This is a genomic window from Pseudoxanthomonas sp. 3HH-4 (assembly GCF_006716465.1).
GTDB lineage: Bacteria > Pseudomonadota > Gammaproteobacteria > Xanthomonadales > Xanthomonadaceae > Pseudoxanthomonas_A.
The window spans coordinates 466,668-491,021 of the sequence record NZ_VFPB01000003.1 but is presented as its reverse complement, the minus strand read 5'-3'; the positions used below and the strand labels follow the sequence as shown (position 1 = coordinate 491,021).

At 64.5% G+C, this 24,354-nt stretch carries 18 protein-coding genes and 5 tRNA genes; 18 read left to right on the top strand and 5 right to left on the bottom strand.

The window, feature by feature from the left end; all coding sequences use genetic code 11:
* Positions 1 to 2,179 precede the first annotated feature (2,179 nt).
* The 4 genes from FB548_RS12160 to FB548_RS12140 form a co-directional block, all read right to left on the bottom strand.
* A complete protein-coding gene (locus FB548_RS12160; protein ID WP_255470520.1) occupies positions 2,180 to 2,497 on the bottom strand; it encodes a hypothetical protein in 318 nt (105 codons plus the stop codon).
* A gap of 749 nt (positions 2,498 to 3,246) precedes the next feature.
* Positions 3,247 to 3,576 carry a hypothetical protein gene (locus FB548_RS12155; RefSeq protein ID WP_221625950.1) on the bottom strand — a complete coding sequence of 110 codons (330 nt, stop codon included), beginning with the start codon at positions 3,574 to 3,576 and terminating at the stop codon, positions 3,247 to 3,249.
* An 18-nt stretch (positions 3,577 to 3,594) separates the two neighbouring features.
* Positions 3,595 to 4,041 (bottom strand): hypothetical protein, encoded by a 447-nt coding sequence (locus FB548_RS12150; RefSeq protein WP_142125034.1) that lies wholly within the window; start codon positions 4,039 to 4,041, stop codon positions 3,595 to 3,597.
* Between the two features lie 955 nt (positions 4,042 to 4,996).
* Positions 4,997 to 5,371, bottom strand: a complete 375-nt coding sequence (locus FB548_RS12140; RefSeq protein WP_142125032.1) for a hypothetical protein — start codon at positions 5,369 to 5,371, stop codon at positions 4,997 to 4,999.
* Between the two features lie 822 nt (positions 5,372 to 6,193).
* Between FB548_RS12140 and FB548_RS12135 the strand changes: the two genes are divergently transcribed.
* From FB548_RS12135 to FB548_RS12065, 15 genes are all read left to right on the top strand, one after another.
* Entirely contained in the window at positions 6,194 to 7,198 is a 1,005-nt protein-coding gene (locus FB548_RS12135; RefSeq protein WP_142125031.1) for an integron integrase, read from the top strand.
* Position 7,199: 1 nt separating this feature from the next.
* Positions 7,200 to 9,593 (top strand): DNA internalization-related competence protein ComEC/Rec2, encoded by a 2,394-nt coding sequence (locus FB548_RS12130; protein ID WP_142125030.1) that lies wholly within the window; start codon positions 7,200 to 7,202, stop codon positions 9,591 to 9,593.
* Positions 9,594 to 9,595: 2 nt separating this feature from the next.
* Positions 9,596 to 10,255 carry a MotA/TolQ/ExbB proton channel family protein gene (locus tag FB548_RS12125; RefSeq protein WP_142125029.1) on the top strand — a complete coding sequence of 220 codons (660 nt, stop codon included), beginning with the start codon at positions 9,596 to 9,598 and terminating at the stop codon, positions 10,253 to 10,255.
* Between the two features lie 9 nt (positions 10,256 to 10,264).
* A complete protein-coding gene (locus FB548_RS12120; protein ID WP_142125028.1) occupies positions 10,265 to 10,687 on the top strand; it encodes a biopolymer transporter ExbD in 423 nt (140 codons plus the stop codon).
* Positions 10,688 to 10,725: 38 nt separating this feature from the next.
* Entirely contained in the window at positions 10,726 to 12,438 is a 1,713-nt protein-coding gene (gene msbA / locus FB548_RS12115) for a lipid A export permease/ATP-binding protein MsbA (protein WP_142125062.1), read from the top strand.
* An 11-nt stretch (positions 12,439 to 12,449) separates the two neighbouring features.
* Positions 12,450 to 13,457, top strand: a complete 1,008-nt coding sequence (gene lpxK, locus FB548_RS12110; protein ID WP_142125061.1) for a tetraacyldisaccharide 4'-kinase — start codon at positions 12,450 to 12,452, stop codon at positions 13,455 to 13,457.
* Between the two features lie 36 nt (positions 13,458 to 13,493).
* Positions 13,494 to 14,258, top strand: a complete 765-nt coding sequence (kdsB, locus tag FB548_RS12105; protein WP_142125027.1) for a 3-deoxy-manno-octulosonate cytidylyltransferase — start codon at positions 13,494 to 13,496, stop codon at positions 14,256 to 14,258.
* A complete protein-coding gene (locus FB548_RS12100) occupies positions 14,255 to 14,719 on the top strand; it encodes a low molecular weight protein-tyrosine-phosphatase (protein WP_142125026.1) in 465 nt (154 codons plus the stop codon). The genes kdsB and FB548_RS12100 overlap by 4 nt, the downstream gene beginning before the upstream one ends.
* 31 nt (positions 14,720 to 14,750) lie before the next feature.
* Positions 14,751 to 16,166: a hypothetical protein gene (locus tag FB548_RS12095; RefSeq protein WP_142125025.1), complete on the top strand. Its 1,416-nt coding sequence runs from the start codon at positions 14,751 to 14,753 to the stop codon at positions 16,164 to 16,166.
* A complete protein-coding gene (uvrC, locus tag FB548_RS12090) occupies positions 16,163 to 18,010 on the top strand; it encodes an excinuclease ABC subunit UvrC (RefSeq protein WP_142125024.1) in 1,848 nt (615 codons plus the stop codon). Before FB548_RS12095 ends, uvrC begins: the two co-directional genes overlap by 4 nt.
* A gap of 7 nt (positions 18,011 to 18,017) precedes the next feature.
* Positions 18,018 to 18,665, top strand: coding sequence for a CDP-diacylglycerol--glycerol-3-phosphate 3-phosphatidyltransferase (gene pgsA / locus FB548_RS12085; protein ID WP_142125023.1), 648 nt, complete (start codon positions 18,018 to 18,020; stop codon positions 18,663 to 18,665).
* Positions 18,656 to 18,731: transfer RNA gene (locus FB548_RS12080), tRNA-Gly, on the top strand. The genes pgsA and FB548_RS12080 overlap by 10 nt, the downstream gene beginning before the upstream one ends.
* A gap of 107 nt (positions 18,732 to 18,838) precedes the next feature.
* Positions 18,839 to 18,912 (top strand) — tRNA-Cys (locus FB548_RS12075).
* A gap of 28 nt (positions 18,913 to 18,940) precedes the next feature.
* Positions 18,941 to 19,016: transfer RNA gene (locus FB548_RS12070), tRNA-Gly, on the top strand.
* A gap of 124 nt (positions 19,017 to 19,140) precedes the next feature.
* Positions 19,141 to 19,227: transfer RNA gene (locus tag FB548_RS12065), tRNA-Leu, on the top strand.
* A gap of 16 nt (positions 19,228 to 19,243) precedes the next feature.
* On the opposite strand, the gene FB548_RS18795 is transcribed toward FB548_RS12065, so the two are convergent.
* The gene (locus tag FB548_RS18795) at positions 19,244 to 19,390 is read right to left on the bottom strand and encodes a DUF3149 domain-containing protein (RefSeq protein ID WP_185742092.1); all 147 of its coding nucleotides are present in this window, start codon (positions 19,388 to 19,390) and stop codon (positions 19,244 to 19,246) included.
* Positions 19,391 to 19,535: 145 nt separating this feature from the next.
* On the opposite strand from FB548_RS18795, the gene FB548_RS12055 reads away from it, so the two are divergent.
* From FB548_RS12055 to gyrA, 3 genes are all read left to right on the top strand, one after another.
* Positions 19,536 to 21,158: an FMN-binding glutamate synthase family protein gene (locus FB548_RS12055; RefSeq protein ID WP_142125021.1), complete on the top strand. Its 1,623-nt coding sequence runs from the start codon at positions 19,536 to 19,538 to the stop codon at positions 21,156 to 21,158.
* Positions 21,159 to 21,217: 59 nt separating this feature from the next.
* Positions 21,218 to 21,292 (top strand) — tRNA-Val (locus tag FB548_RS12050).
* Positions 21,293 to 21,572: 280 nt separating this feature from the next.
* Positions 21,573 to 24,263, top strand: a complete 2,691-nt coding sequence (gene gyrA / locus FB548_RS12045; protein ID WP_142125020.1) for a DNA gyrase subunit A — start codon at positions 21,573 to 21,575, stop codon at positions 24,261 to 24,263.
* Positions 24,264 to 24,354: the final 91 nt, after the last annotated feature.

Sequence of the window (24,354 nt, the reverse complement as noted above, 5' to 3'; positions counted from 1 at the left end):
CGTCAATGCGCGGCGCCGCGATGAGCTGATGGCTGGGGCCCCGGTAGCGACCTGACCACTCATCAGAAGACAGTTGCTGAATTAAGCCGACCCGCGAAGCGGGTTCGGCTTGAATGAATTGTTAGGGCTCAATCCCCTCGCCATCCAAGGGTGCCCGGCATGACTCGAATTTGACAACGGTGATCTCGCGGTCATAAGCACCTAGGTGACCGTACCGTCCCGGCGGGGAAAGCTCACCTTGAAACTCCACGTACGTCTGACGCCATGGACTATAGCGCTCCTGATTGAAGTTCAGAAACCCGCAGCCGTCTAGCGAGCCCGATAGCCACCACCGCTGCTCTGGATTGCTCTCAGGCCTAAACTCCCTCCGCTCAAAGCCGGAGACGTAGTAGCCCTTGAATCTATCCGCCCGGGGATGCTTGGCGATTGCAGCATCGTCAGTCGAGGTGGCAGAAGGGACTGCAGCCTGACATCCCATCAGTAGAGCGAGAAGTAGAGCTGCGATAAATCTCATTTTGAGCCCTAACACCTTGAGTTAAGCCGACGCGCGAAGCGGGTTCGGCTTGAACGAGTGGTTATGCAGCCTAGGTAGTAGGTGGCCCGGGCTGTTAAAGCGATCTTAGCCGAGAAAGCCGGGCGAAGAGAAAATCACTGAATGGAGTCGGGAAAGGGAGTGGCCCGGGCTTGTTCAGCCGAAGCCGTCGGCGCCGCCAGTCCGTGAGCCGCGAACCCCAAAGCAAACCGAGCGGCGCGAGAGCAATGTGACAGAAACCGAGCAGAGCGAAGCTGGAGCGGCAGGCTGGCGGCGAGAGGATCAAAAGCCGATCAACGCCGAAGCCAGTGGCAGCGGGCAAACGATGTGCGACCGAAGCCCGCAGCATCAATACGCCAACCCACGCATAACACCGGAATTAAGCCGACCCGCGAAGCGGGTTCGGCTTGAATGAATTGTTAGGGCCCACTTTGGGGGTCTGGAAACGGCAACTGCGACACCCGCCATGATCCATCCGGAAAGTGATACGCGATAACGCGAGATCCTACCTCGTTATGTGTGCCAGCGCAGAAGTTGATCTCAACAGTCTGATTGGCTACGGGCTGCCCTTTACGAGTTTCAGTCACGACGATGCGAAAGATCCGGTGGCTGTTGATGCTCTGGTTGAGAGCATCGCTGTCGCTGCTGCCTGAAGAAAGCGTCTCTAGCTCTGGAGCAGAAGCGCTGGATATCCAGCCAACTAAGACAGTGTCCGCATCCTCGAATTGCATGTCTTGGGAGGGCTCGCGACATGCAAGTGCGTTGATGGGTAGGGTCACGAGAGCCAATAGTGATATCAGTGAAGTTCTCATGTGGGCCCTAACACCTGAGTTAAGCCGACCCGCGAAGCGGGTTCGGCTTGGACGAACTGTTATGCGCGCCAAGGTAAACCCGAAGCCGGTGGCCCGCAACGGGGTTGGGAGACCAGGGAGCACGGACAAAGCCTCCGCAAGCACGGAGCAGGTCGAGGCCAGCAAAGTCCGAAGCCGAGAGCGACGCCAATCCGAAGGCCATGAAGCCATCCTTTGCCGAGCGGCGCGAACACCAGGCATCCGAAGCCGAGTGAAGCGAAGCAGGGGAGTGCGAGTGAGTCGGACAGATCAGCGGCCGATCAACGCCGAAGCCGATGGCGTGGCGGCATCCAGCACATCACCGAAGCCGACAACACCAACACACCTACCCACGCATAACACCAGAATTAAGCCGACCCGCGTAGCGGGTTCGGCTTGAATGAATTGTTAGCTGCCACCGACGTACTCATACACGCAGAGCGGTAGGTAACGATAAGACGACATTGCGAACTCATGAATCTCATGCGCCACGCGAACCGGAAGACCACACCCTAGGCAACAGAAGTCAGTGTAATCCGTCTCCCACGGCACTGCTGGGCCGGACGCGGCATCTAACGCCGCATGGATGTTTGACGTAAAGGGCTCGGGGTTCTTGCGGCCAAGCTGGAACCGAGTGGATGTGCCGCACGCGGCGCAACGGTATGCAGCTGGGTTGCCAAAGACAGGTCGCCCAGTGAACCGGTCTCGCGAGAGGTTCAACAGTCGTGCACCTGGCTCCGTTGCAACTACATTTTCCATGGCAGCTAACACCTTGAATTAAGCCGACTCGCGAAGCGGGTTCGGCTTGAATGAACTGTTAGGCCGCATGCTGGGGCTCTGCCCGGCGATATGCAATATGCGACAACGGAGATAGCGGCTCGCTTGCTGGCACAGCCAGATGTTGCTCGTCTAACTGCCAAGGCGCTGGAAAGTCAGCAATCACCTCAGTAGCAGCGCAGGAGCAGCCTTCTTGGGCAGTTGCCGAGGGCTCGCCGTCATACTCGAAGCGGAGCCGAATCATCTGCAAGGCAGGGTCGGCCTCAATCGAAGCCTGCCGGAGGCTGGCATGAACCTCGTCGAGGAGCGCACGTTGAAGCGACAGAAGCAGCATTGCGTTGCTGGTGATCTCGCTCATGCGGCCTAACACCAGAATTAAGCCGACCCGCGAAGCGGGTTCGGCTTGAATGAATTGTTAGGCCTCATCTGCGCGTGGCTCATACGGTTCTTGAATCCACTCGTCACCAGCGGCCCGCCTTGTAGCACACCAGCTGGGCGGCATTTCCGCCAGCTAGCCGATTGTGAGGTCTCGCTCCACCATGCAACCGAGGCATACCAACTTGAGATCTGCCGTGTCGAGCGTGGTGCCACACAAGAATTGCCAATCGCCGTCAGGATCATGATAGACCTCGCGGATCGGCTCAAGCCCGTCCATAACTTGGCGAGTAGTGAACACTCCAGTCTCAACTGGCAGATCGAATGGCCAAGAGTGAAATGAGTGGGAATGGCTCATATGAGGCCTAACACCGGAATTAAGCCGACCCGCGAAGCGGGTTCGGCTTGAATGAATTGTTAGGCCGCAGTGTTGCGCAGCCGACGACGAAGAGCTAGTCCCGCAACCAGGATCGCCAACCCGACAATAGCGAGAGCGTACGGCAGGTAACCCAAACTTTGCGATACCTTCGGAACGGCACGCCAATATTGAGAGTGAGCCTGGCCATCGGAGGGGAGCATGAAATCAACGGGAAGCAAACCTAGGATCCAAGCCAGCGCGTAGGCAAGAACGGCTATGCCGAAGGTTATAGATGAGTTTGCCAAGATGCTCTTCATGCGGCCTAACACCAGAATTAAGCCGACCCGCGAAGCGGGTTCGGCTTGAATGAATTGTTAGGCCTTGAGTGCACCATAAGTCAGCCCGGAAAACACGAAGGCCAAGAAGATCGCGGCCGCAACGTAGAGTAGCCGAAAACAGCTATCTCCTAGCGCATTGAGGTGAGCGTCATCGATCTCTCGATAGGCGCGCTGTGTGACGAATCTGGTCACCGGAGCGGAAAGGGAGGGCTCGGAGAGTGAGTCTGGCGCGATCTCGGCCCAGGTGCTCGGGTGCCTTTGCCGCAGGTAACTGGTTAAGCGGCTAGAGCAATGGATGGACGCCGCGAATGCAGGCAGCACCGCGAGCGCGGAAAGCAGGAATACGATGCCCACGAACGTTTCCATCAAGGCCTAACACCGGAATTAAGCCGACCCGCGAAGCGGGTTCGGCTTGAATGAATTGTTAGAGGGCACCCGCGAGTGCCAGCGGTGAACCTCATGCAGTTGTCCCGTGTAGCTGCACTCGTCCGTAGAAATCAAGGAGCGCACTGAGAAATCGAACGAGACTATCCGCTTGCGGTTGGAGGCAAGGCGATCCGTGCAGACCTTGGCCACAATGTCAGCAGATGAAATGGCTTGAACGGGAATTTGACTGATGCTCAGATGATGGGAAAGCCAGGCCTGCAACTCGCCAGCAATGTGGAGCGAGATGATCCCGGCTGCATCGTGGGATGCGGTGCCTGTAAGAACATTGATAGAGAGGATGCCATCGGGTAGCTCTGCTAGGACCTCTAGATCCTCGCCCATGCGCCATCCGACCAGCATTTGGCAGAGGGTGTTAGCTAGGTCTTGAATGATCTTGCGGCGCACTATCTGTGCCCTCTAACACCTTGAATTAAGCCGACCCGCGAAGCGGGTTCGGCTTGAATGAATTGTTAGGCCCTAGCCGGCAACCGGCGAGACCCGTTTTATTGGTACCCAGCCCCACTGGCATGGTCCTTGGTACTCCTTGGCAGGCGACACCGGAGAGGAAACCCCACAATCAAGAATTCCGTCTTGAGCAAGGATTACGCCAGACCAGTTGCCATCAGGTGACGTACTACAAAGGTGGACAAAATCACCCGCAGCGAGAGTGGCTAGGCGTTGGTACTTCTCTCCGGGGCCTGATCGAAGGGTAACGGCCTTGCCGATCGTAATAGCGCCAAGAGAGCTACATGCATCTACATCGGGTGATCCGCCGATCACGACCGGCAGGGTGCTGCCACTCAGCGTTGATCCGCCGAGGAGCATTGCCACGAATGATAGGGATGCTCTCATAGGGCCTAACACCTGAATTAAGCCGACCCGCGAAGCGGGTTCGGCTTGAATGAACTGTTAGGCCGCACTGGGCGTGCAGTGTGCAGCCCAGTGATGCGGGTAACACGACCGACCGCCACTCTATTGGGGCCCTCATGGCAATAGAACTCGACCCCAGGCTTGATGCGAGCTCGATGAGTTTGCTCTCGCCTCTCATCAATTACGACAGTCATCCGTGCGGGCAACTCCATACCAAGAGGCAGCGGGGAATCCGTGGGTATGCTATCTCCGCTGGGGCCGTAAAAATCAGGCCAGATCATATATAGCTCGTCTGAGGAGTTATCCGATGCGTAGGAAAAATCCCAGCGAATGCCGTTGAAGGGTGAAGTCTTACGGCCGCCTTCGGACTCAGTCAGGATCCGAATGGTAGCCTCAAAGTCATCTGCTATCGGATAGAGACGGTACATGGTGTGCGGCCTAACGCCAGAATTAAGCCGACCCGCGAAGCGGGTTCGGCTTGAATGAATTGTTAGGCCCAAACGAACTGAACATGCTCTTTGCCGCGGCTGTCCAGAACGTAGGACCGGACGTACATCCGGTGGTTCTCCGCTACATACACCTCAGTGCGCATTTCTGATATTGCAGAAGTCTCGACGCTGTGCCGACTCAGGTGCTCGGGCAGAGCCTTCCGATAGTGCGTAAGCGACTCCCGAATGCGGGGAGTGAGAGACGAAAGCTCCTCCGGGCGCTCCGGGATCCACGTGACTGTAACTTTTTCGCCCTTCCGGTCACGGGCGAGCTGGTACATGTCCTCAAACACGAAGTCGCCATCAACGTAGTTCATGCCACTCATGAAGGAGTGGCTCCAGTTATGCGCCATGGATTTGATGAGCTTGTACTTCACGGGGAAATGATCTTGGGCCTAACGATTGAATTAAGCCGGCCCGCCCGATCAACTGTCCGCTCGGTGCCGTAACGAGGCGGGCTCGGCTTGAATGAACTGTTAGGCGGAAGATTGCCGGTTTAACGTGATGCTTGATGCCCCGCCGCCACCGCTAGCCGAACACTATCAGCAACTGGGACGCGAAGCTTTACCAGGACTGCTGGCCGCGGGTTGCCGCCGAAGCCGGTGTAGGAAACTTCACACAAAGTGCCCGAAGCAAGAACCGCCGAACAACTTTGGACAATTACCGCCTAACACCTGAGTTAAGCCGACCCGCGAAGCGGGTTCGGCTTGAACGAACTGTTATGCGCTCCAAGGTAAACCCGAAGCCAGCGGCCCGCAACGGGCCCGGGAGACCAGGGAGCACGGACAAAGCATCCGTCCGCACGGCACGGGTCGAGGCCAGCAAGGACCGAAGCCGAAAGCGCCGCCAATCCGTAAGCCATGAAGCCATCCTTTGCCGAGCGGCGCGAACACGATGCGTCCGAAGCCGAGTGAAGCGAAGCAGGGGAGCGCGAGTGAGTCGGACACATCAGCGGGCGATCAACGCCTAAGCCAGAATCGGGGCAGAAGTTGCATCATCGCCGAAGCCGACAACACCAACACACCTACCCACGCATAACACCTAGTAGACCCCATTTCGGGGTGATAACGCGGAGTATTCAGGCTTGCCTTGTGGGCGTCAATCGGGGTTTTCCTATGCTGGTTCAATCGCTTGCCCGATGGCTTGCGTGAGCTTCACATGCGACGTTGCCTGCACTAGTCGCATGGAATGCGGGAGCTATGGAATATCAGCCGGTAGACGGGGCGGTATCGGGTTCGGGGGCGGTGGGGCGCGCGGGGTTGATGGAGGAAGTCACGCGCAGGTTGCGCGTGGGTCATTACAGCTTGCGTACCGAGCGGGCTTACCTGGGGTGGATCCGGCGATTCATTCTGGCTAACGACAAACGTCATCCGCGCGAGCTCGGGGCGACGCAGGTCGAGGCGTTCCTGACGGACCTGGCGGTCGAAGGCAGGGTGGCGGCGAGTACGCAGAACCAGGCGCTGTCCGCGTTGCTGTTCCTGTATCGCGAGGTCCTGGGCCTGAAACTCGCGTGGATGGACGATGTGGTGCGAGCCAAGCGGCCGTTGCGTGTTCCCACGGTACTCTCGCAGTCGGAGGTGCGCGCTTTGCTGGCCCACATGGATGGGCGCATGGCGCTGCTTGCCCGGCTGCTGTACGGCAGCGGGATGCGGTTGATGGAAGGGATTCGCGTACGTGTGAAGGATGTCGACTTCGCCCGCAACGAGATCACCGTGCGCGAGGGCAAGGGTGGCAAGGACCGCCGGACGGTCCTGCCCGCGTCGCTGGTACCTGCGTTGCAGGCGGAGGTAGAGCGTGTGCACGTCCTGCACCAGCAGGATCTTGCGCAGGGTGCGGGAGAGGTCTGGTTGCCGCATGCCCTTTCGCGCAAGTACCCGGGCGCCGGGCGCGAACTGGGATGGCAGTATGTGTTTCCTGCGCGGAACCTCAGTCTGGACCCGAGGGATGAGCGATGGCGGCGGCACCACCTGGACGAGGCGATGCTGGCGCGGGCAATCAAGCGTGCACGGATCGCGGCGGGTATCGCCAAGCCGGTCACCGCGCACACGCTGCGCCACTCGTTCGCCACCCACCTGATCGAAAGTGGCTACGACATCCGTACCGTGCAGGAACTGCTCGGGCACAAGGATGTCGCGACCACCCAGATCTACACGCACGTCCTCAACCGGGGTGCTGGTGCGGTGCTCAGTCCGCTGGATCGTTGACATGGAACCGACGGGCATGCGGAAGCTGCCGTTGCCGCCGTTCGGGCCCGCGTGCACGGCGGCCTTGCTGCTTGGCATGGTCGTCATGCTCTGGCGTCCTGTTTTGCCGGCGGTGGCTCTCCTGGGATGCGCGCTCGTGTTCGGGCTCGCCGGGTGGTTTTGGCCTTCCCGCTGGCGTTGGCTCGGCGCAGGGCTGGCCGGTATCGGATGGGCAGGGCTGCATGCGGCATGGAGCCTCGGTGCGCAGCTGCCGGTGGCGTGGGAAGGGCGCGACGTACTGGTGAGCGGACAGGTGGTCGGCCTGCCGGACCCGCAAGCGCGGCGAACCCGCTTCCTGCTGCGCATTGACGATACTGAGCAGCAACCCGCGCCACTGCGTGGCCGGCAGGTCAGGTTGGCGTGGTACGACGATTTCGGTGCGACGGAGCCGGGGCCGCGCACGCAGTTGGGTGCCGGCGAGCGTTGGCAGTTCGAGGTTCGCGTGCGAGCGCCGCGCGGGCTGGCCAATCCCGGCGGCGTGGATGCCGAACGCCATGCCGCGGCGCAGCGCATCAGCGCGATGGGCTATGTGCGCAATGCCACGCATGCGCGCCGACTGTCGCCGGGGCGGGGTATCGATACCTTGCGCAGTGACATGGCCGACAGGATGGGACATGCGATGCGAGGTCGGTCGGCGCGTTTCGTACAGGCGCTGGCGCTGGGGGACACGCGGGGACTGGATGATGCCGACTGGCAGGTGCTGCGTGCCACGGGACTGACCCATCTCATCGCGATCTCAGGATTCCATGTGGGGCTCGTGGCGGGATTCTTCGCCCTTGGCGGGGCAGGGATGTGGAGGCTGTTTCCAGCGCTGTCGCGAAAAATCCCGCGTCCGCAGGCGGCAGGCGCATGGGCATTGGCGGGCGCGCTGGGATACGCCGCAGTCGCCGGCTTCGCGCTGCCGACGGTACGCACCGTGCTGATGATCGCGGTGGTGGTGATGGCGCGGCTGGCGCGGCGCCATGTGCGGCTGGTCGACGCATTGGCGCTGGCGATGCTGGCGGTGCTGGTGTTCGATCCATTGTCGCTGCTGGCGGCAGGTTTCTGGCTGAGCTTCGGTGGTGTGGCGTGGCTGGCGTGGTGTCTGCCGGTCTCCCAGCATTGGGCGCGGGCGTTCCTGCCAGCCCAGGGAGTGGCTACGGTAGGCCTGCTGCCCTTTATCGTCGTGCTGTTCGGCCAGGCTTCGCTCGTAGGCCCGGTGGCCAACCTGGTTGCTATTCCATGGTGGAGCCTGGTGGTGGTGCCGCTGTCCTTGCTCGGGACGGGGCTGGAAACGGCGCATGCGGGTGCGGGCGCGTGGGCATGGCGTGCCGCAGCGACCTGTTTCGAGTGGAGCTGGGTGCTCTTCGAAGGCATGGCAAAACATCCCCATGCGTTGTGGTGGCTGCCCGAAGGTCGCACCTGGGCGCTCTGGCTGGCACTGGGCGGTGGTTTCTGGCTGCTGTTGCCGCGTGGTGTGCCAGGCAAATCGCTGGCGCTGCTGCTGTGGCTGCCATTGCTGTGGCCGGATCGCGAGTTGCCGCGCGAGGGCGAAGTCGAGCTGGTGGTCGTCGACGTGGGGCAAGGACTGGCCGTGCTGGTGCGCACCGCGCACCATGCTTTGCTGTTCGATGCAGGGCCCGCCGTCGAGGAAGGTTTCGATGCGGGCGAGCGGGCCGTGGTGCCGGCTCTGCGGGCACTGGGGGTGTCGCGCCTGAACGCGATGGTGATCAGTCATGCCGACAACGACCATGCCGGCGGCGCCGATGCCGTCCGCGATGCCTTTCCGGTACAGGCAGTGCTGGCGCCTCCAGGCAGCCCGCTGGATGCGCGGGCGCCTTGCGTGGCGGGCGCGTCATGGACGTGGGACGGCGTGCGCTTCAGCTTCCTGCATCCCGGCCTCTACTTTCCGTACCTGGGCAACGAGGCGAGCTGCGTACTGAAGATGGACACGCCGCATGGGGGCGTCCTGCTGCCGGGGGACATCGGCGCCATCGTCGAGCGTGGACTGGTCCACCGTGATGCGGGCTCGCTCAGGTCGGAGGTCATCGTTCTGCCGCATCACGGCAGTGCCGGCTCATCCGATCCGGCGTTTGTGGCCGCCACGTCGCCCCGGCTTGTCGTGAATTCCAGCGGGGCTGGCAACCGGTTCGGGCATCCACGCGCAGAGGTAGTGGCTAGGTGGCAGGCACGGGGCGGGGAGTTGCTTGACACGCAGTCCGGCGGCGCACTTCGCGTATGGCTGGGTGGCGATGGGTTGCGCGTGCGTGAACGGCGTCACGACCGGCCGCGCTGGTGGGACGCCGTGCGGCGCCAGCGGGCCGGTGGGCTATCCTATCGGCTGGAAGAAGGACGGCCCGATGTGCCGGAGGACTGAACGTGCTGGAACTGGTGAAGGCCGGCGGTTGGCCGATGATCCCGCTGCTGCTGCTCGGCATACTGGCCCTGGCCATCGTAGTGGAACGCTTCTGGTCGCTGCGCCGAAAGGAAATCCTGCCGCCCGGCCTGGGTGAGGAAGTCCGTGCCTGGGCCGGCCGCGGGCAACTGGAGGCGGCGCACATCGACTCGCTGCGCCGCAACTCGCCCCTGGGCGAAGTGCTGGCGGCGGCGCTGGATGTGCGCAACAAGCCGCGCGAGCAGATTCGCGAGCGCATCGAGGACACCGGCCGGCATGTCGTCCACCGGATGGAAAAGTTCCTCAACGCCCTCGGCAGCATCGCGTCCGCCGGTCCGCTGCTGGGTCTGCTGGGCACCGTGGTGGGCATGATCCAGATGTTCCTGGGCATCCAGGACAGTGGCGTGGGCGATGTCAACGCGCTGGCGGGCGGCATCGGCAAGGCACTGGTGTGCGCTGCGGCGGGCATGATCGTGGCCATCCCGGCGCTGCTGTTCCACCGGTATTTCCGCGGCAAGGTCACCGGTTACGTGATGGAGATGGAGAAGGAAGCCACGGCGCTGGTCGATGCGCTGGAAGCCCGCCACACCCGCCCGGTGGCGCGCCCGTCCGGCGTGGCCGCGCCGGCACCTGCCAGCGTCTGAGGCCTGCGCATGCGCATCCGCGACGACCGCGCGCAGGAAGAGCCCGAGATCAACCTCGTACCGTTGATCGACGTGATCCTGGTGCTGATCATCTTCTTCGTCATCACCACCACATTCGATGCACGCTCGATGTTGCAACTCCAGCTGCCGAGCGCCAATGGCGAGCCGGTGGCAGCGCAGGTCAAGGCGCTGAGTGTGCTCATCAACGCCGACGGGCGCTATTTCGTGGACGAGCATGAAGTCCTCCGCCCCGACATCGATGCCCTGAAGCAGACGCTGCAGCAGGTGGCGGGCAGTGACCGTGGCCGCCCCGTGCTGTTGCGTGCCGATGCGCGCACGCCGCACCAGGCGGTGGTGACGGCGCTGGATGCGCTGGGTCAGCTGGGTTTCCGGAAAATCAACATCGCTACCGCGCCGGAGGCGAAGAAGTGAGCCGCGACGGCTCTGCCTGGCAGGTCTACAAGCGGCTGATGGGCTTTGCCAGGCCATACCGCGGGCTGCTGGCGCTGGCCGCTGTCGGCATGCTGATCGAGGCAGCGGCGGGCGGCGCGTTCAGCAAGCTGATGGAACCGGTGGTCAACGAGACCTTCATCGATCGCGACAAGGCCAAGAGCCTGTTGCTGCCGCTGGCCATCGTGGGCCTGTTCATCATCCGCGGCATCGCCGGTTATGTCACCGACATGGGCATGGGCAAGGCGGCGCGCAGCATCGCGCGCGACGTGCGCGTGAACGTGCTCGGCAAGTACCTGCGGTTGCCGGGCCTGCGCTTCGATACCGAACCCGTGCCGGCCATGCTGGTCCGACTGGGATCCGACGCCGATCAGATGGCGCAGGCCGCCGTCGATGCGATGAAGGTCATGCTGCAGCAGGTGCTACAGATCATCGCCGCGCTGGTGGTGATGTTCTGGACCAGTTGGCAGGTCACGTTGGCGATCCTGATCATGGCCCCGCCGCTGGCGTGGATCATGGACAAGGTGGCGAAGCGTTACCGGCGCATCAGCCACCGCATCCAGGAAAGTGGCGCCGAGATGATGCAGGCTGCGGACCAGACGCTGTCCAATCAGCAGGAAGTCAAGGTCTACGGCGCCCAGGGCAGCGAGTTGGCACGCTACGAAGGTCTGGCGAACGCGAACCTGAAGCTGGCGATGAAGGTCGAAGCCACCCGCAGCGTCTCCTCGGCGATGGTGCAGTTGATGGGCGCGATCGGCTTGGCGCTGCTGCTGTTCTTCGCCGGCCGCGAAGCGATGGCGGGCCGGCTGACGGCGGGCGGCTTCGTCACGCTGATGATCTCGATGATGGCGATCATCCCGGCGCTCAAGCAGCTGACCAACGTGCAGAACATGCTGCAGCGTGGCGTCGCTTCGGCACAGCGGCTGTTTTCCGTGCTCGACGCCGAGGACGAGCGGGATACCGGCAGCCGCGCGCTCGAGCGCTCGAAGGGACTGCTCGAATTCCGCGATATCACCACGCGCTATCCCGGCCAGAGCCGGCCGGCGCTGGAGGGCATCAGTTTCACCGCACGCCCGGGCACCGTCACCGCCATCGTCGGGCGCTCCGGCAGCGGCAAGTCGACGCTGATCAAGCTGATCCCGCGCTTCTACGAGGCCGAATCCGGCCAGATCCTGCTCGACGGCTATCCGCTGCAGGACTACCGGCTCGCGGACCTGCGCCGGCAGATCGCGCTGGTGGGGCAGCAGGTGATGCTGTTCGACGGTACCGTGGCTGCGAACGTGGCGTATGGCGAGCTGCAGGGAGCCGAGGCCACGGCGATGGAAGAGGCGGTCCGAGGCGCCAACGCGATGGAATTCGTGCAGGAGATGCCCGAGCGCATGCAGGCGCCGATCGGCAACAAGGGGGGCCGCCTGTCCGGTGGCCAGCGCCAACGCCTGGCGATCGCCCGCGCGATGTTGAAGGACGCGCCGATCCTGATCCTAGACGAGGCCACGGCCGCGCTCGACAACGAGTCCGAGCGGCTGGTGCAGAACGCCCTGCAGAAGTTGATGCCGGACCGCACTACGCTGGTCATCGCGCATCGCCTGTCGACCATCGAGCACGCCGACCAGGTGCTCGTACTGGACCAGGGCCGCCTGGTCGAGCAGGGCACGCACGCGGAACTGCTGGCACGAGGCGGCCTTTACGCGCATCTTCACCAGATGCAGTTCCGCGAGGGTGAGGCGGGGTGAGCCACCGCGCGATGCCGCAACCGCCGGATTACTGGTTTGGCGACGGGCCGGTGCCCCTGTGGGCCCGTGCGCTCGCGGGCGGATACGGCGTGCTGGTTGCCCTGCGCAGGTGGCTGTACCGGGCTGGGCTGCTGCGCCATCGACGGATAGGCGTGCCGGTCATCGTGGTGGGCAACATCACGGCCGGCGGCACCGGCAAGACGCCGCTGACCATCGCGCTGGTGGAGCGACTGCGCGCGGCGGGTTTCAGGCCGGGTGTGGCGAGCCGCGGTTACGGCCGCCGCGACGGAGCGCAGGCGCGCTGGGTGGATGCAGCGACTCCGCCCGAAGAAGGGGGGGATGAGCCCGTCCTCATCGCGCGGCATACCGGCACGCGGGTGCGCGTGGACCGTGATCGTGTCGCGGCGGCCAAGGCCCTGGTGGCGGCCGGTTGCGACGTGGTGATCTGCGACGACGGACTGCAGCACTATCGCCTGCAGCGCGACGTGGAGATCGAGGTGATCGATGGTGCGCGCCGTTATGGCAATGGACGGCTCATGCCCGCCGGTCCCCTGCGAGAGCCCGTGGCGCGCGCGGCGACGTGCGGGTTCCGGGTAGTGAACCTGCCCTCGTCCGATGACACGGCAGCCTTCGGCGAATGGCCGATGCAGTTGCAGGCCGATGACGCGCTCCCCTTGCAGGGTGGCCGGCCGAAACCGCTGGCGAGCTTTGCCGGCCAGCGCGTGCATGCGGTGGCCGGCATCGGCAATCCCGCCCGTTTCTTCGCCATGTTGAGGCGGCGGGGCTTGGGCGTGGTGCCGCATGCATTCGCGGACCATCATGCGTACCGTGCGGAAGATTTCGCGTTCGGCAGCGAACTGCCGGTCCTCATGACCGAGAAGGATGCGGTGAAGTGCGCCGCGTTCGCCAACAACTGGTTCTACAGCGTGCCGGTGACGGCGAAGCTGCCGGAGGCGTTCTGGATCGCATTGCTGGACCGATTGGGCCGCATGCGTCCGCCGGCAGCGGATGCGAAGTAGACAACTCCCTTCATCCCTGACCCGATCCGGATCCCGATGACCGATTTCATCGTCGCCATTCCTGCCCGCTATGCCGCGTCGCGGCTGCCCGGCAAACCGCTGCGCCTCCTCGGCGGCACGCCGCTGGTCGTCCATGTGGCGCGCCGCGCGCTGGTCGCTGGTGCGCGGGAAGTCTGGGTTGCCACGGACGACATCCGCATCCGTGACGCATTGCAGGCCACCGAAGTGCGCGTGGCGATGACATCCGAACGGCATGCATCGGGCAGCGATCGCCTCGCGGAGTGCGCGGACATCGCCGGATGGGCCGACGATGCGCTGGTGGTGAATCTGCAGGGCGACGAACCGTTCGCGCCACCGGCCGGCATCCGGGCGGTTGCCGATACGCTGGCGTCCAGTGGCGCGGAGATGGCGACGCTGGCGGTGCACATCGACGACGCTGCCACGTTGTTCGATCCGAATGCGGTCAAGCTGGTGCGTGCCGCCAATGGCGATGCGCTGTACTTCAGTCGCGCGCCGATCCCCTGGCACCGAGATGCCTTCGCGCAGTCGCGCGATGCTCTTCCTGCCGGCCAGTGGTTGCGCCACATCGGCATCTACGCCTATCGCGCCGGTTTCCTGCGCCGGTTCTCGCAGATGCCACCCGGCGGGCTGGAACTGGTCGAATCGCTGGAGCAGTTGCGGGCACTCGAAGCCGGCCACCGGATCGCCGTGGCGCTGACGCCCGAGCCGTTTCCGCCTGGCGTGGATACCCCCGAAGACCTTGCCCGCGCGGAATCCATCCTGAAGGGCGCGGAACAGTGAAGCTGCTGGTCGTATGCCTGGGCAACATCTGTCGCTCTCCCATGGCCGAAGGCGCGCTGCGCGCCCGGCTGGGGGCGTCGCCGCTGGCCGGTCAGGTAGAGGTGGATTCGGCCGGTACCGGTGGCTGGCACGCCGGTGAATCGCCGGATCGCCGCGCCATCGCCTGCGCCCGCGACCATGGCGTCGATATCGGCAAGCAGCGCGCGCGTCAGCTGTCCGCACGCGATTTCGATACTTTCGACTGGCTGCTCTGCGCCGACCGCGCGAACCTGCGCGACGTGTTGCAGATCGCGCCTGCGACCCGGCGCGACCGGGTGGTGCTGTTACTGGAATGGGCCGGCGTGCAGGCCGGAGGCGAAGTGCCGGACCCCTATACGGGCGGGCCGGAGGACTTCCAGCGGGTCTGGCGACTGGTCGATTCCGCCGCACAAGCGGTCGTGGCCCGGCTCTCCCCGGAATGAGACTTGGGCATAATCAGGGAAGATGACGGACATGACCTTGGCCCCCGAACTGCCTCGCGCCCTGCAGTGGCTCAATGCGCCGGCGACCACGCTGCATGAGCAACGGGGGCGCATCGTCGCGCTGGCCTTCGTCAACAGCGCCTCGGCCTGGTGCGCGCAGCGGCTCAACGATCTGGCTGTACTTCAGGCGCGTCACCTGGGTCGGCTACAGGCGTTGGCCATCCATGTGCCACGCTTCGACAGCGAGCGCGACCCGCACAGCGCCCTGAAGCGCCTGCGCCGGCACGGTAACGGGCTGCCGCTGGCGCACGACGCCGATTGGGTGGCGTGGCAGCGCTTCGGAGTGGAATCGTGGCCGACGGTACTGCTGATCGATGGCGAGGGTCAGGTCCAGCATAGGGTCGTGGGTGCGGATGGACTGGCCGAACTGGAGCGGCACATCGCGCGCCTGTGTGACGGACTGCATGTGCCGCCGGACGATGATCTGCGGACGTTCCGGGAAGCCCGACCGGAACCCCGGATGCCGTTGTGCTTCCCCGCCGGACTGGTGGCCACGCCTGACCGCCTGTTCGTCGCCGACAGCGGCCACCACCGCGTGCTCGAGTGCAATCATCTGGGGCGGGTGATCCGGCAGTTCGGCATGGGCACCCCCGACCTCGCCGACGGCGAGCTCAATCACGCGGCTTTCCGCCGTCCGCAAGGGCTGGCACTGGTGCGCGAATCGCTATACGTGGCGGACACCGGGAACCATGCCCTGCGGCGTATCAACCTGCCCACGAGCACCGTGGATACCCTCTGCGGCAACGGCCGTGCAGGCGAACCGGTCGAGGGCGTGGTCGCCGCGCCCCGCAACGTGGCGCTCAACCAACCGCAGGCACTGGTGGTGAACAACAACCAGATCTTCCTCGCAATGGCGGGCGACAACCGGGTGTGGAGCTACGACCTGGGCACGCGCGAGATCCGCGCGCGCGCGGGCTCCGGGCAACTCGATGTCCGCGATGGCAGCGGGCCGATGGCGGCCTTCGCGCAGCCGGCAAGTCTGGCAGCCGTGCTGCAGACGCTCTATGTCTGCGATGCGGTCGGCTCGGCGGTGCGCTCCATGCAGTTGCGTGGCGATACGGTGCAGACGCTGATCGGGCAGGGCGCGTGGACGTTCGGTGCCGAGGACGGCCCGCGTGACCGCGCGCGCCTCCAGCACCCGCAGGCCATCGCACTGAGTCCCGATGCCCCCGTCATGTGGATTGCCGACAGTGGCAACGGCAGCCTGCGCACGCTGCGCCTGGGTGGCGGCGAACTCACCACCGTGGCGCTGCCCCGGGCCCTGCATGGCCCGGCGGGTCTTTCCGTCGCCGCAGGCGCGGTATGGATCGCGGAGACGGATGCACACGCGGTGCTGCGCTACGATATCGCCACCGGCGAATTGAGCCACGTTCCGATCGACGAATGAGCGGCAGTCCCCAGGCGGAATTCGACGGCAAGGCGTTCGCTGCCGGCTTGAGCACGGCACCCGGTGTGTACCGCATGTACGCCGCAGACGATGCCCTGCTGTACGTCGGCAAGGCCGGCGCGCTGCGCAAGCGCGTGGCCAGCTACTTCAACAGCTCGCCCAAGTCGCCGCGCATCCTGTCGATGCTGTCGCAGGTCGTGCGCATGGACGTGACCGTCACCCGCACGGAAGCCGAAGCGCTGCTGCTGGAGAACCAGCTGATCAAGTCGCTGACGCCGCGCTACAACGTGCTGCTGCGCGACGGCAAGAGTTATCCCTACGTGCTGCTCACGCGCGAGGAATGGCCGCGTATCGCATTCCATCGCGGTGCACGCGCGGTGCCGGGGCGTTATTTCGGCCCGTATCCCAGCGTGGTCGCGGTTCGCGAAACGCTGAACCTGATGCAGAAGCTGTTCCGTATCCGCAACTGCGAGGACAGCGTGTTCCGCAACCGCTCCCGCCCGTGCCTGCAGTACCAGATCGGCCGCTGCAGCGGGCCGTGCGTGGGGCTGGTGCAAGAAGCGGACTACGCGGAATCGGTACGTCGCGCGACGTTGTTCCTGGACGGGCGCAGCGACGAACTCACGCGCGAGCTCGGCACGGCGATGGAACAGGCCAGCGCGGAGCTCGAATTCGAAAAGGCAGCCCGCCTGCGCGACCTGGTGGCGTCGATCCGCACATTGCAGGCGCGCCAGTACGTGGATGGGCATGCCGCCGACCTGGACGTGCTCGCCTGTGCCATGCAGGGCAGCCACGCCTGCGTACTGCTGCTGGCCTTCCGCGACGGCCGCAACCTGGGCACGCGCACGTTCTTCCCGAAAACCAATGGCGAGGACAGTGCGGAGGAGGTGCTGGGTGCGTTCGTGTCGCAGTACTACGCCGAGCAACCCGCGCCGCAGGAGATCGTCCTTGATCGCGAGATTCCGGAAGCGGAACTGATCGAGCATGCGCTGGCCTCGGCGGCGGGCCGCAAAGTCCAGTTGAAGTGGAACGTCCGCAGCGAACGCGCCGGCTATCTGGATCTCGCGAAGCGCAACGCCGAAATCGCCCTGGTGACCGAGCTGGGCAGTCGCAACGCACAGACTGCGCGCAGCGAAGCACTGAAAGAGCTGCTCGCGCTGCCTGACGTCGCCAAGCGCATCGAATGCTTCGACATCAGCCACACGATGGGCGAAGCCACGGTGGCGTCGTGCGTGGTCTTCGATGCCAACGGTGCGGTGCGCTCCCAGTATCGGCGCTACAACATCACCGGCATCACGCCGGGCGATGATTTCGCGGCCATGCACCAGGCCATCGAGCGCCGTTTCCGGCGTGCGGTGGAAGAGGGCGGGGTACTGCCCGATGTCCTGCTGATCGACGGGGGTGCGGGCCAGCTGGCCCAGGCCCAGGCTGCGCTCGCCGACCTTGGCGTGGACGGGGTGGTGCTGGTCGGCGTCGCCAAGGGCGTCGAGCGTCGTGCCGGCCACGAGACGCTGGTGCTGCCTGACGGACGGGAAATACGGCCCGGCGCCGCGTCGCCGGCATTGCAACTGATCCAGCAGGTGCGCGACGAAGCGCACCGTTTCGCGATCACAGGTCATCGCGGCAAGCGCCAGAAGGCGCGCATGACCAGCAAGTTGGAAGACATTCCCGGCATCGGCCCGCGGCGGCGTGCCAGCCTGCTCAAGCATTTCGGAGGATTGGCGGGCCTCAAGGCCGCTGGCGCCGATGAAATCGCGCGCGTGGAAGGCGTGAATGCCGCACTGGCAGAGCGAATCTACGCTAACCTGCACGGGCTGCCGATGCCCGAGGCTGGAACCGAGTAAGCCTGCGATGAAGTTGACCGTCCCCACCTGGCTCACGTTGCTCAGGATCGTGCTGATCCCGGTGCTGGTGCTGGTGTTCTACCTGCCGTACTCGTGGACCAACTTCGCGGCTGCGTTCATCTTCGTGCTGGCGGCGGTCACCGACTGGCTGGATGGCTGGATCGCGCGTCGCTACCACCTGTACTCCGCTTTCGGCGCGTTCCTCGATCCGGTGGCCGACAAGCTGATGGTGGCGGTGTCGCTGTTCCTGATCGTGCAGGACAACCCGACCATGTGGATGGCCATTTGGGCAGCGGTCATCGTCGGTCGCGAGATCGCGGTTTCCGCGTTGCGTGAATGGATGGCCGAACTGGGCCAGCGCGCGACGGTCAAGGTGGCTGCGCTTGGCAAGATCAAGACCATCGTGCAGATGGTGGCGCTGTCCTGTCTGCTGTATGCGTCCACCCCCGGCAAACAGGTGCTGGGTGATATCTGGATGGGGCGGTGGGTGTTCCTGCTCGGCGACTGGCTGCTCGCCATCGCGGCCCTGCTGACACTGTGGTCGGGCATCCAGTACCTGCTCGCGGCATGGCCGATCCTGCGCAACGGCGAGGAAAAGAGTGTTGACATGCCAAAACAAGACGCTACAATTTCGTCCTTCTCGACGCGGGAATAGCTCAGTTGGTAGAGCACGACCTTGCCAAGGTCGGGGTCGAGGGTTCGAGTCCCTTTTCCCGCTCCAGATTTCGTCCTGAAAAGGATGGTTCCCAAAGCCCCGTTCGCGGGGCTTTGTGTTGCAGGACGCTTGAAAAGGCGTCGTGATTGCGCCAGTCTGGCGTGGTCGCCACCGGCCTGGTGGCAGAGTGGTTATGCAGCGGACTGCAAATCCGCGTACGCCGGTTCAATTCCGACCCAGGCCTCCAGATCCGGGGATCGCAACGATCTCCCAATGCGGGAATAGCTCAGTTGGTAGAGCACGACCTTGCCAAGGTCGGGGTCGAGGGTTCGAGTCCCTTTTCCCGCTCCATATGCGCTCCTCCGGGAGCACGGAAGAAGCCCCGCATGCGGGGCTTCTTCTTTTTGCGTCCGTGCGGCGAGCGGCTCACGCCAGCGCTTTCCAATGCGGCGCGACTGAGGCAGGCTATCCGCATGCCCGGATGGCGAAACTGGTAGACGCATCGGACTTAAAATCCGCCGGCCGCGAGGCCATGCCGGTTCGATTCCGGCTCCGGGCACCACCGCGGCGTTGTCGCCTCAGCGCTGCCGCTTTTTCTCTTCCTCGCGCACCTTGCGACGCACGAACAGCGCCACGAAGGCGCCGATCCCCACCATGACGATGCTGCCGCCGATGGCCAGCCAGCCCACGGGCTCCATCAGGATCTCGCGCAGGATCGGATGCATGTCGTGTTCTCCCCGGTTGTGGTGGTGCCAACGTCGCACTGTGCGCTTCGCCGGGCATTGATCCGGATCAACCCCGCGGGATCGCTGCGGCATGCGGTCGCAGGGCATGGCATAGAATCGTGGCTGGCCCACGGGAGACTGCCGGATGCAGCGTTACCTCGCCTTTGTTGTCTGCGTGTTGCTGGCCGCCGCTTCACTGGCGTTCGCGTCGATGTGGCCGGGAGCATGGTGGGGCGTCGCGGTGTTCGGTGGATTGGCGCTGCTGGGCACATGGGACGTGCTGCAGACCCGCAGCACCCTGCGGCGCAACTATCCGGTGCTGGCGCACTTCCGCTATGGACTGGAATCCGTCGGTCCCGAGATCCGCCAGTACTTCATCGAGGGCGACACGGCGGAAGTGCCGTTCTCGCGCCAGCAGCGCGCACTGGTCTACCAGCGCGCGAAAGGCGTCAGTGACGTGGTGCCATTCGGCAGCCAGCAGGACGTCTACGGCGTGGACTATGAATGGATCAACCATTCGATGGCGCCGGCGCACGTGGATTCGCACGACTTCCGCGTGGTGATCGGCGCCGGTACCGCGCAACCGTATTCGGCCAGCGTGTTCAATATTTCGGCGATGAGTTTTGGTTCGTTGTCGGCTAATGCCGTGCGCGCGCTGAACGAAGGCGCGCGGCGCGGCAATTTCTACCACGATACAGGCGAAGGCTCGATCTCGCCCTACCACCGCGAGAAGGGTGGGGATTTGGTGTGGGAAATCGGCTCAGGCTACTTCGGTTGCCGCGACGAGCAGGGCCGCTTCAGCGAGGAGCGCTTCGTCGAGAACGCGCATTCGCCGCAGGTGAAGATGATCGAACTGAAGCTGTCCCAGGGAGCCAAGCCGGGTCATGGCGGCGTGCTGCCGGCGGCCAAGGTCAGTGCGGAAATCTCGGCCACGCGAGGCGTGCCGATGGGGCACGACTGCGTCTCACCCGCGAAGCACTCGGCGTTCTCCACGCCGGTCGAACTGCTGCAGTTCGTCGCCCGCCTGCGCGAGCTGTCGGGCGGCAAGCCGACGGGCTTCAAGCTGGCGATCGGGCATCCGTGGGAATGGTTCGGCATTGCCAAGGCGATGCACGAAACCGGCCTGCTGCCGGACTTCATCGTGGTGGACGGCGCGGAAGGCGGCACCGGCGCGGCGCCCGCGGAGTTCATCGACCACGTCGGCGTTCCGATGCATGAGGCCTTGCTGCTGGTGCACAACACGCTGGTCGGCTTGAACCTGCGCGACCGCATCCGGATCGGCGCGGCCGGCAGGATCATCAGTGGCTTCGATATCGCCCGTACCATGGCGATGGGAGCCGACTGGTGCAATGCCGCCCGCGGTTTCATGTTCGCCCTGGGCTGCATCCAGTCGCAGAGCTGTCACAACGACCGCTGTCCGACCGGCGTGGCCACCCAGGATCCTGCGCGCTGGAAGCATCTGGACGTCGGCGACAAGTCGGTGCGCGTGCAGCAGTTCCACGACAACACCTTGAAGGCGCTGCGCGACATGCTGTGCGCGGCGGGGTTGGAGCACCCCCAGCAACTGGGGCCGGAGCACATCCTGCGGCGGGTGTCGCCGATCGAAGTACGGTCGCTGGCGGCGCTGTACCGCTTCCTTGAGCCGGGCGAACTGCTGGACCGGGTGCCGACGCATGCGGTGTTCCGCGACTTCTGGCCGGAGGCGCGCAGCGACTGCTTCGCGTCACCGCGCCGGGTCAGCGCCCTTTGCGACACCAAGGATCGCTGACCGCGGGCGCGTTGACCGCCCCCCCGGTCCGCGCTTATCATTCGCGCCCCGATGATTTCGGGCGGTTAGCTCAGCGGTAGAGCACTGCTTTCACACGGCAGGGGTCACAAGTTCGAAACTTGTACCGCCCACCAGTTCCAACGAAAAAGCCCGGCCTTGGCCGGGCTTTTTCGTTTCAGGCCCACCACGATCCCGACAGTCGTCGCACCGATGTTCCCGCGCGCCGGCCGGTGCAGTCATAAGTGCTTGTTTCTCTGAGTGAAACGGCCCGCTGGATGGGGTGTCTGTGATACACTCCGCAGGCTGCAGAACCTGCCGGAATCCCCGCCCGATCCTGCCCCGCCGGACTTGTCCCGGCCGGGAAGGTGTTGGCCCGGATTCGGCCCGAGACAACCAAAGAAACACGGAACCCGAATGGCCGATACCGCCAAGGAAATCATCCCCGTCAACCTCGAAGACGAGATGCGCCGCAGCTACCTGGATTACGCCATGAGCGTGATCGTGGGGCGCGCGCTCCCGGATGTCCGCGATGGCCTGAAGCCCGTCCACCGGCGCGTCCTGTTCGCGATGAACGAACTGGGCAACCACGCCAACAAGCCGCACGTGAAGTCCGCCCGCATCGTCGGCGACGTGATCGGTAAGTACCACCCGCACGGCGACCAGTCGGTGTACGACACGCTGGTGCGCATGGCGCAGCCGTTCTCGCTGCGCTACATGCTGGTCGATGGCCAGGGCAACTTCGGTTCGGTCGACGGCGACTCCGCGGCCGCCATGCGTTACACCGAAGCCCGCATGGCCAAGCTCACCCATGAGCTGCTGGCGGACATCGACAAGGAAACCGTCGATTTCCAGCCCAACTACGACGAGAAGGAACAGGAGCCGACGGTTCTGCCGACGCGCTTCCCGAACCTGCTGGTCAATGGTTCGGCCGGCATCGCGGTGGGCATGGCCACCAACATCCCGCCGCACAACCTGTCGGAAGTGGTCAACGGCCTGATCGCGCTGATCGACAACCCGGAACTGGATGTCGACGGGCTGATGCAGTACATCCCCGGTCCGGACTTCCCCACCGGCGGCATCATCAACGGCACCGCCGGCATCATCGCCGGCTACCGCACCGGCCGCGGCCGCGTGCGCATGCGCGCCAAGGCCGACATCGAGGTCAACGACGACAACGGCCGCGAGTCGATCATCGTCACCGAGATCCCGTACCAGGTGAACAAGGCCCGGCTGATCGAGAAGATCGCCGAGCTGGTGAAGGAAAAGAAGCTCGAAGGCATCAGCGAGCTGCGCGACGAGTCCGACAAGGACGGCATGCGCATCTACATCGAGGTCAAGCGCGGCGAATCCGCCGAGGTCGTCCTCAACAACCTGTACCTGCAGACGCCGATGGAATCGGTGTTCGGCATCAACATGGTCGCGCTGGTCGATGGCCGCCCGCAGCTGCTCAACCTGAAGCAGATGCTGGAAGCCTTCGTGCGCCACCGTCGCGAAGTGGTGACCCGCCGGACCATCTTCGAACTGCGCAAGGCGCGCAACCGCGCGCACATCCTGGAAGGCCTGACGGTCGCGCTCGCCAACATCGACGAGATGATCGAGCTGATCAAGACGTCGGCCAATCCGCAGGAAGCGCGCGAGCGCATGCTGGCCAAGACCTGGGAACCGGGCCTGGTCGGCGCGTTGCTGGCGGCCACCGGAGCCGAGGCCTCGCGTCCGGAAGACCTGCCGGCGGCGATCGGTTTCGTCGACGGCCGCTACCAGCTCAGCGAGGCGCAGGCCACGCAGATCCTGGAAATGCGCCTGCACCGCCTGACCGGCCTGGAACAGGAAAAGCTGACCGAAGAGTACCGCCAGTTGCTGGAGGTCATCGCCGGCCTGATCCGCATCCTGGAGAACCCGGACGTGCTGCTGCAGGTGATCCGCGACGAACTGCTGAACGTCAAGGCCGAGTTCGGCGACGAGCGCCGCAGCGAGATCCGCCACAGCGAGGAAGACCTCGACATCCTCGACCTGATCGCGCCGGAAGACATGGTGGTCACGCTGTCGCATGCGGGCTATGCCAAGCGCCAGCCCGCCAGCGCCTATCGGGCACAGAAGCGCGGCGGCCGTGGTCGCAGCGCGGCGGCGACCAAGGAAGAGGATTTCATCGACCAGCTGTGGCTGGTCAATACGCACGACACGTTGCTGACCTTCACCAGCAGCGGCAAGGTGTTCTGGCTGCCGGTGTACCAGTTGCCGGAAGCAGGCTCCAACGCGCGTGGTCGCCCGATCATCAACTGGATCCCGCTGGAAGCCGGCGAGAAGGTGCAGGCGGTGGTGCCGGTGCGCGCCTATGAAGAAGGCCGCTACGTCTTCTTCGCCACCAGGAACGGCACCGTCAAGAAGACCCCGTTGACGGAATTCGCCTTCAAGCTGGCGCGCGGCAAGATCGCGATCAATCTCGACGAAGGTGACGCGCTGGTCGGCGTGGCGCTGACCGACGGCGAGCGCGACGTGATGCTGTTCGCGTCCAACGGCCGTGCGGTGCGCTTTTCCGAGTCGCTGGTCCGCGCGATGGGCCGCACCGCGACCGGCGTGCGTGGCATGCGCCTGGTTGCGGGCGCGGATGCGGATGTCGAGGGAGACCAGGACGACGGTGAGGCTGGCGATGCCGACAGCGTGCCCTCGATCCCCGAAGCAGGCTCCGAGGTCGTCAGCTTGGTCGTGGTGGATGGCGACGGCGACATCCTGACCGCCAGTGAGCGTGGCTACGGCAAGCGCACACCGGTGGCGGACTACCCGCGCAAGGGGCGTGGTACTCGCGGCGTGATCGCGCTGAAGACCACCGAACGCAACGGCCGGCTGGTCGGTGCCATCCAGCTGTCCGATCACCACGAGGTGCTGCTGATCTCCGACGGCGGCACCCTGGTGCGTACCCGCGCAGCGGAGATCTCACAGGTCGGTCGCAACACCCAGGGCGTCACCCTGATCCGCCTGTCCGATGGCGAGACGCTGCAGGCGGTGGAACGCCTGGATGCCTCGCTGGACGAAGAGGACGGCATCGAGGGCGTTGTCGGCGTCGTGGCCGTGACACCCGAGGTCACCGACATGCCACCGGAAGCCTGATCACCGATTCACATGAAAGTGTGCGGGGATGACCCCGCCACTTTCATCCCTGCGTTCTATACTGCCGATACGACCAAGGCAGGGAACAGCA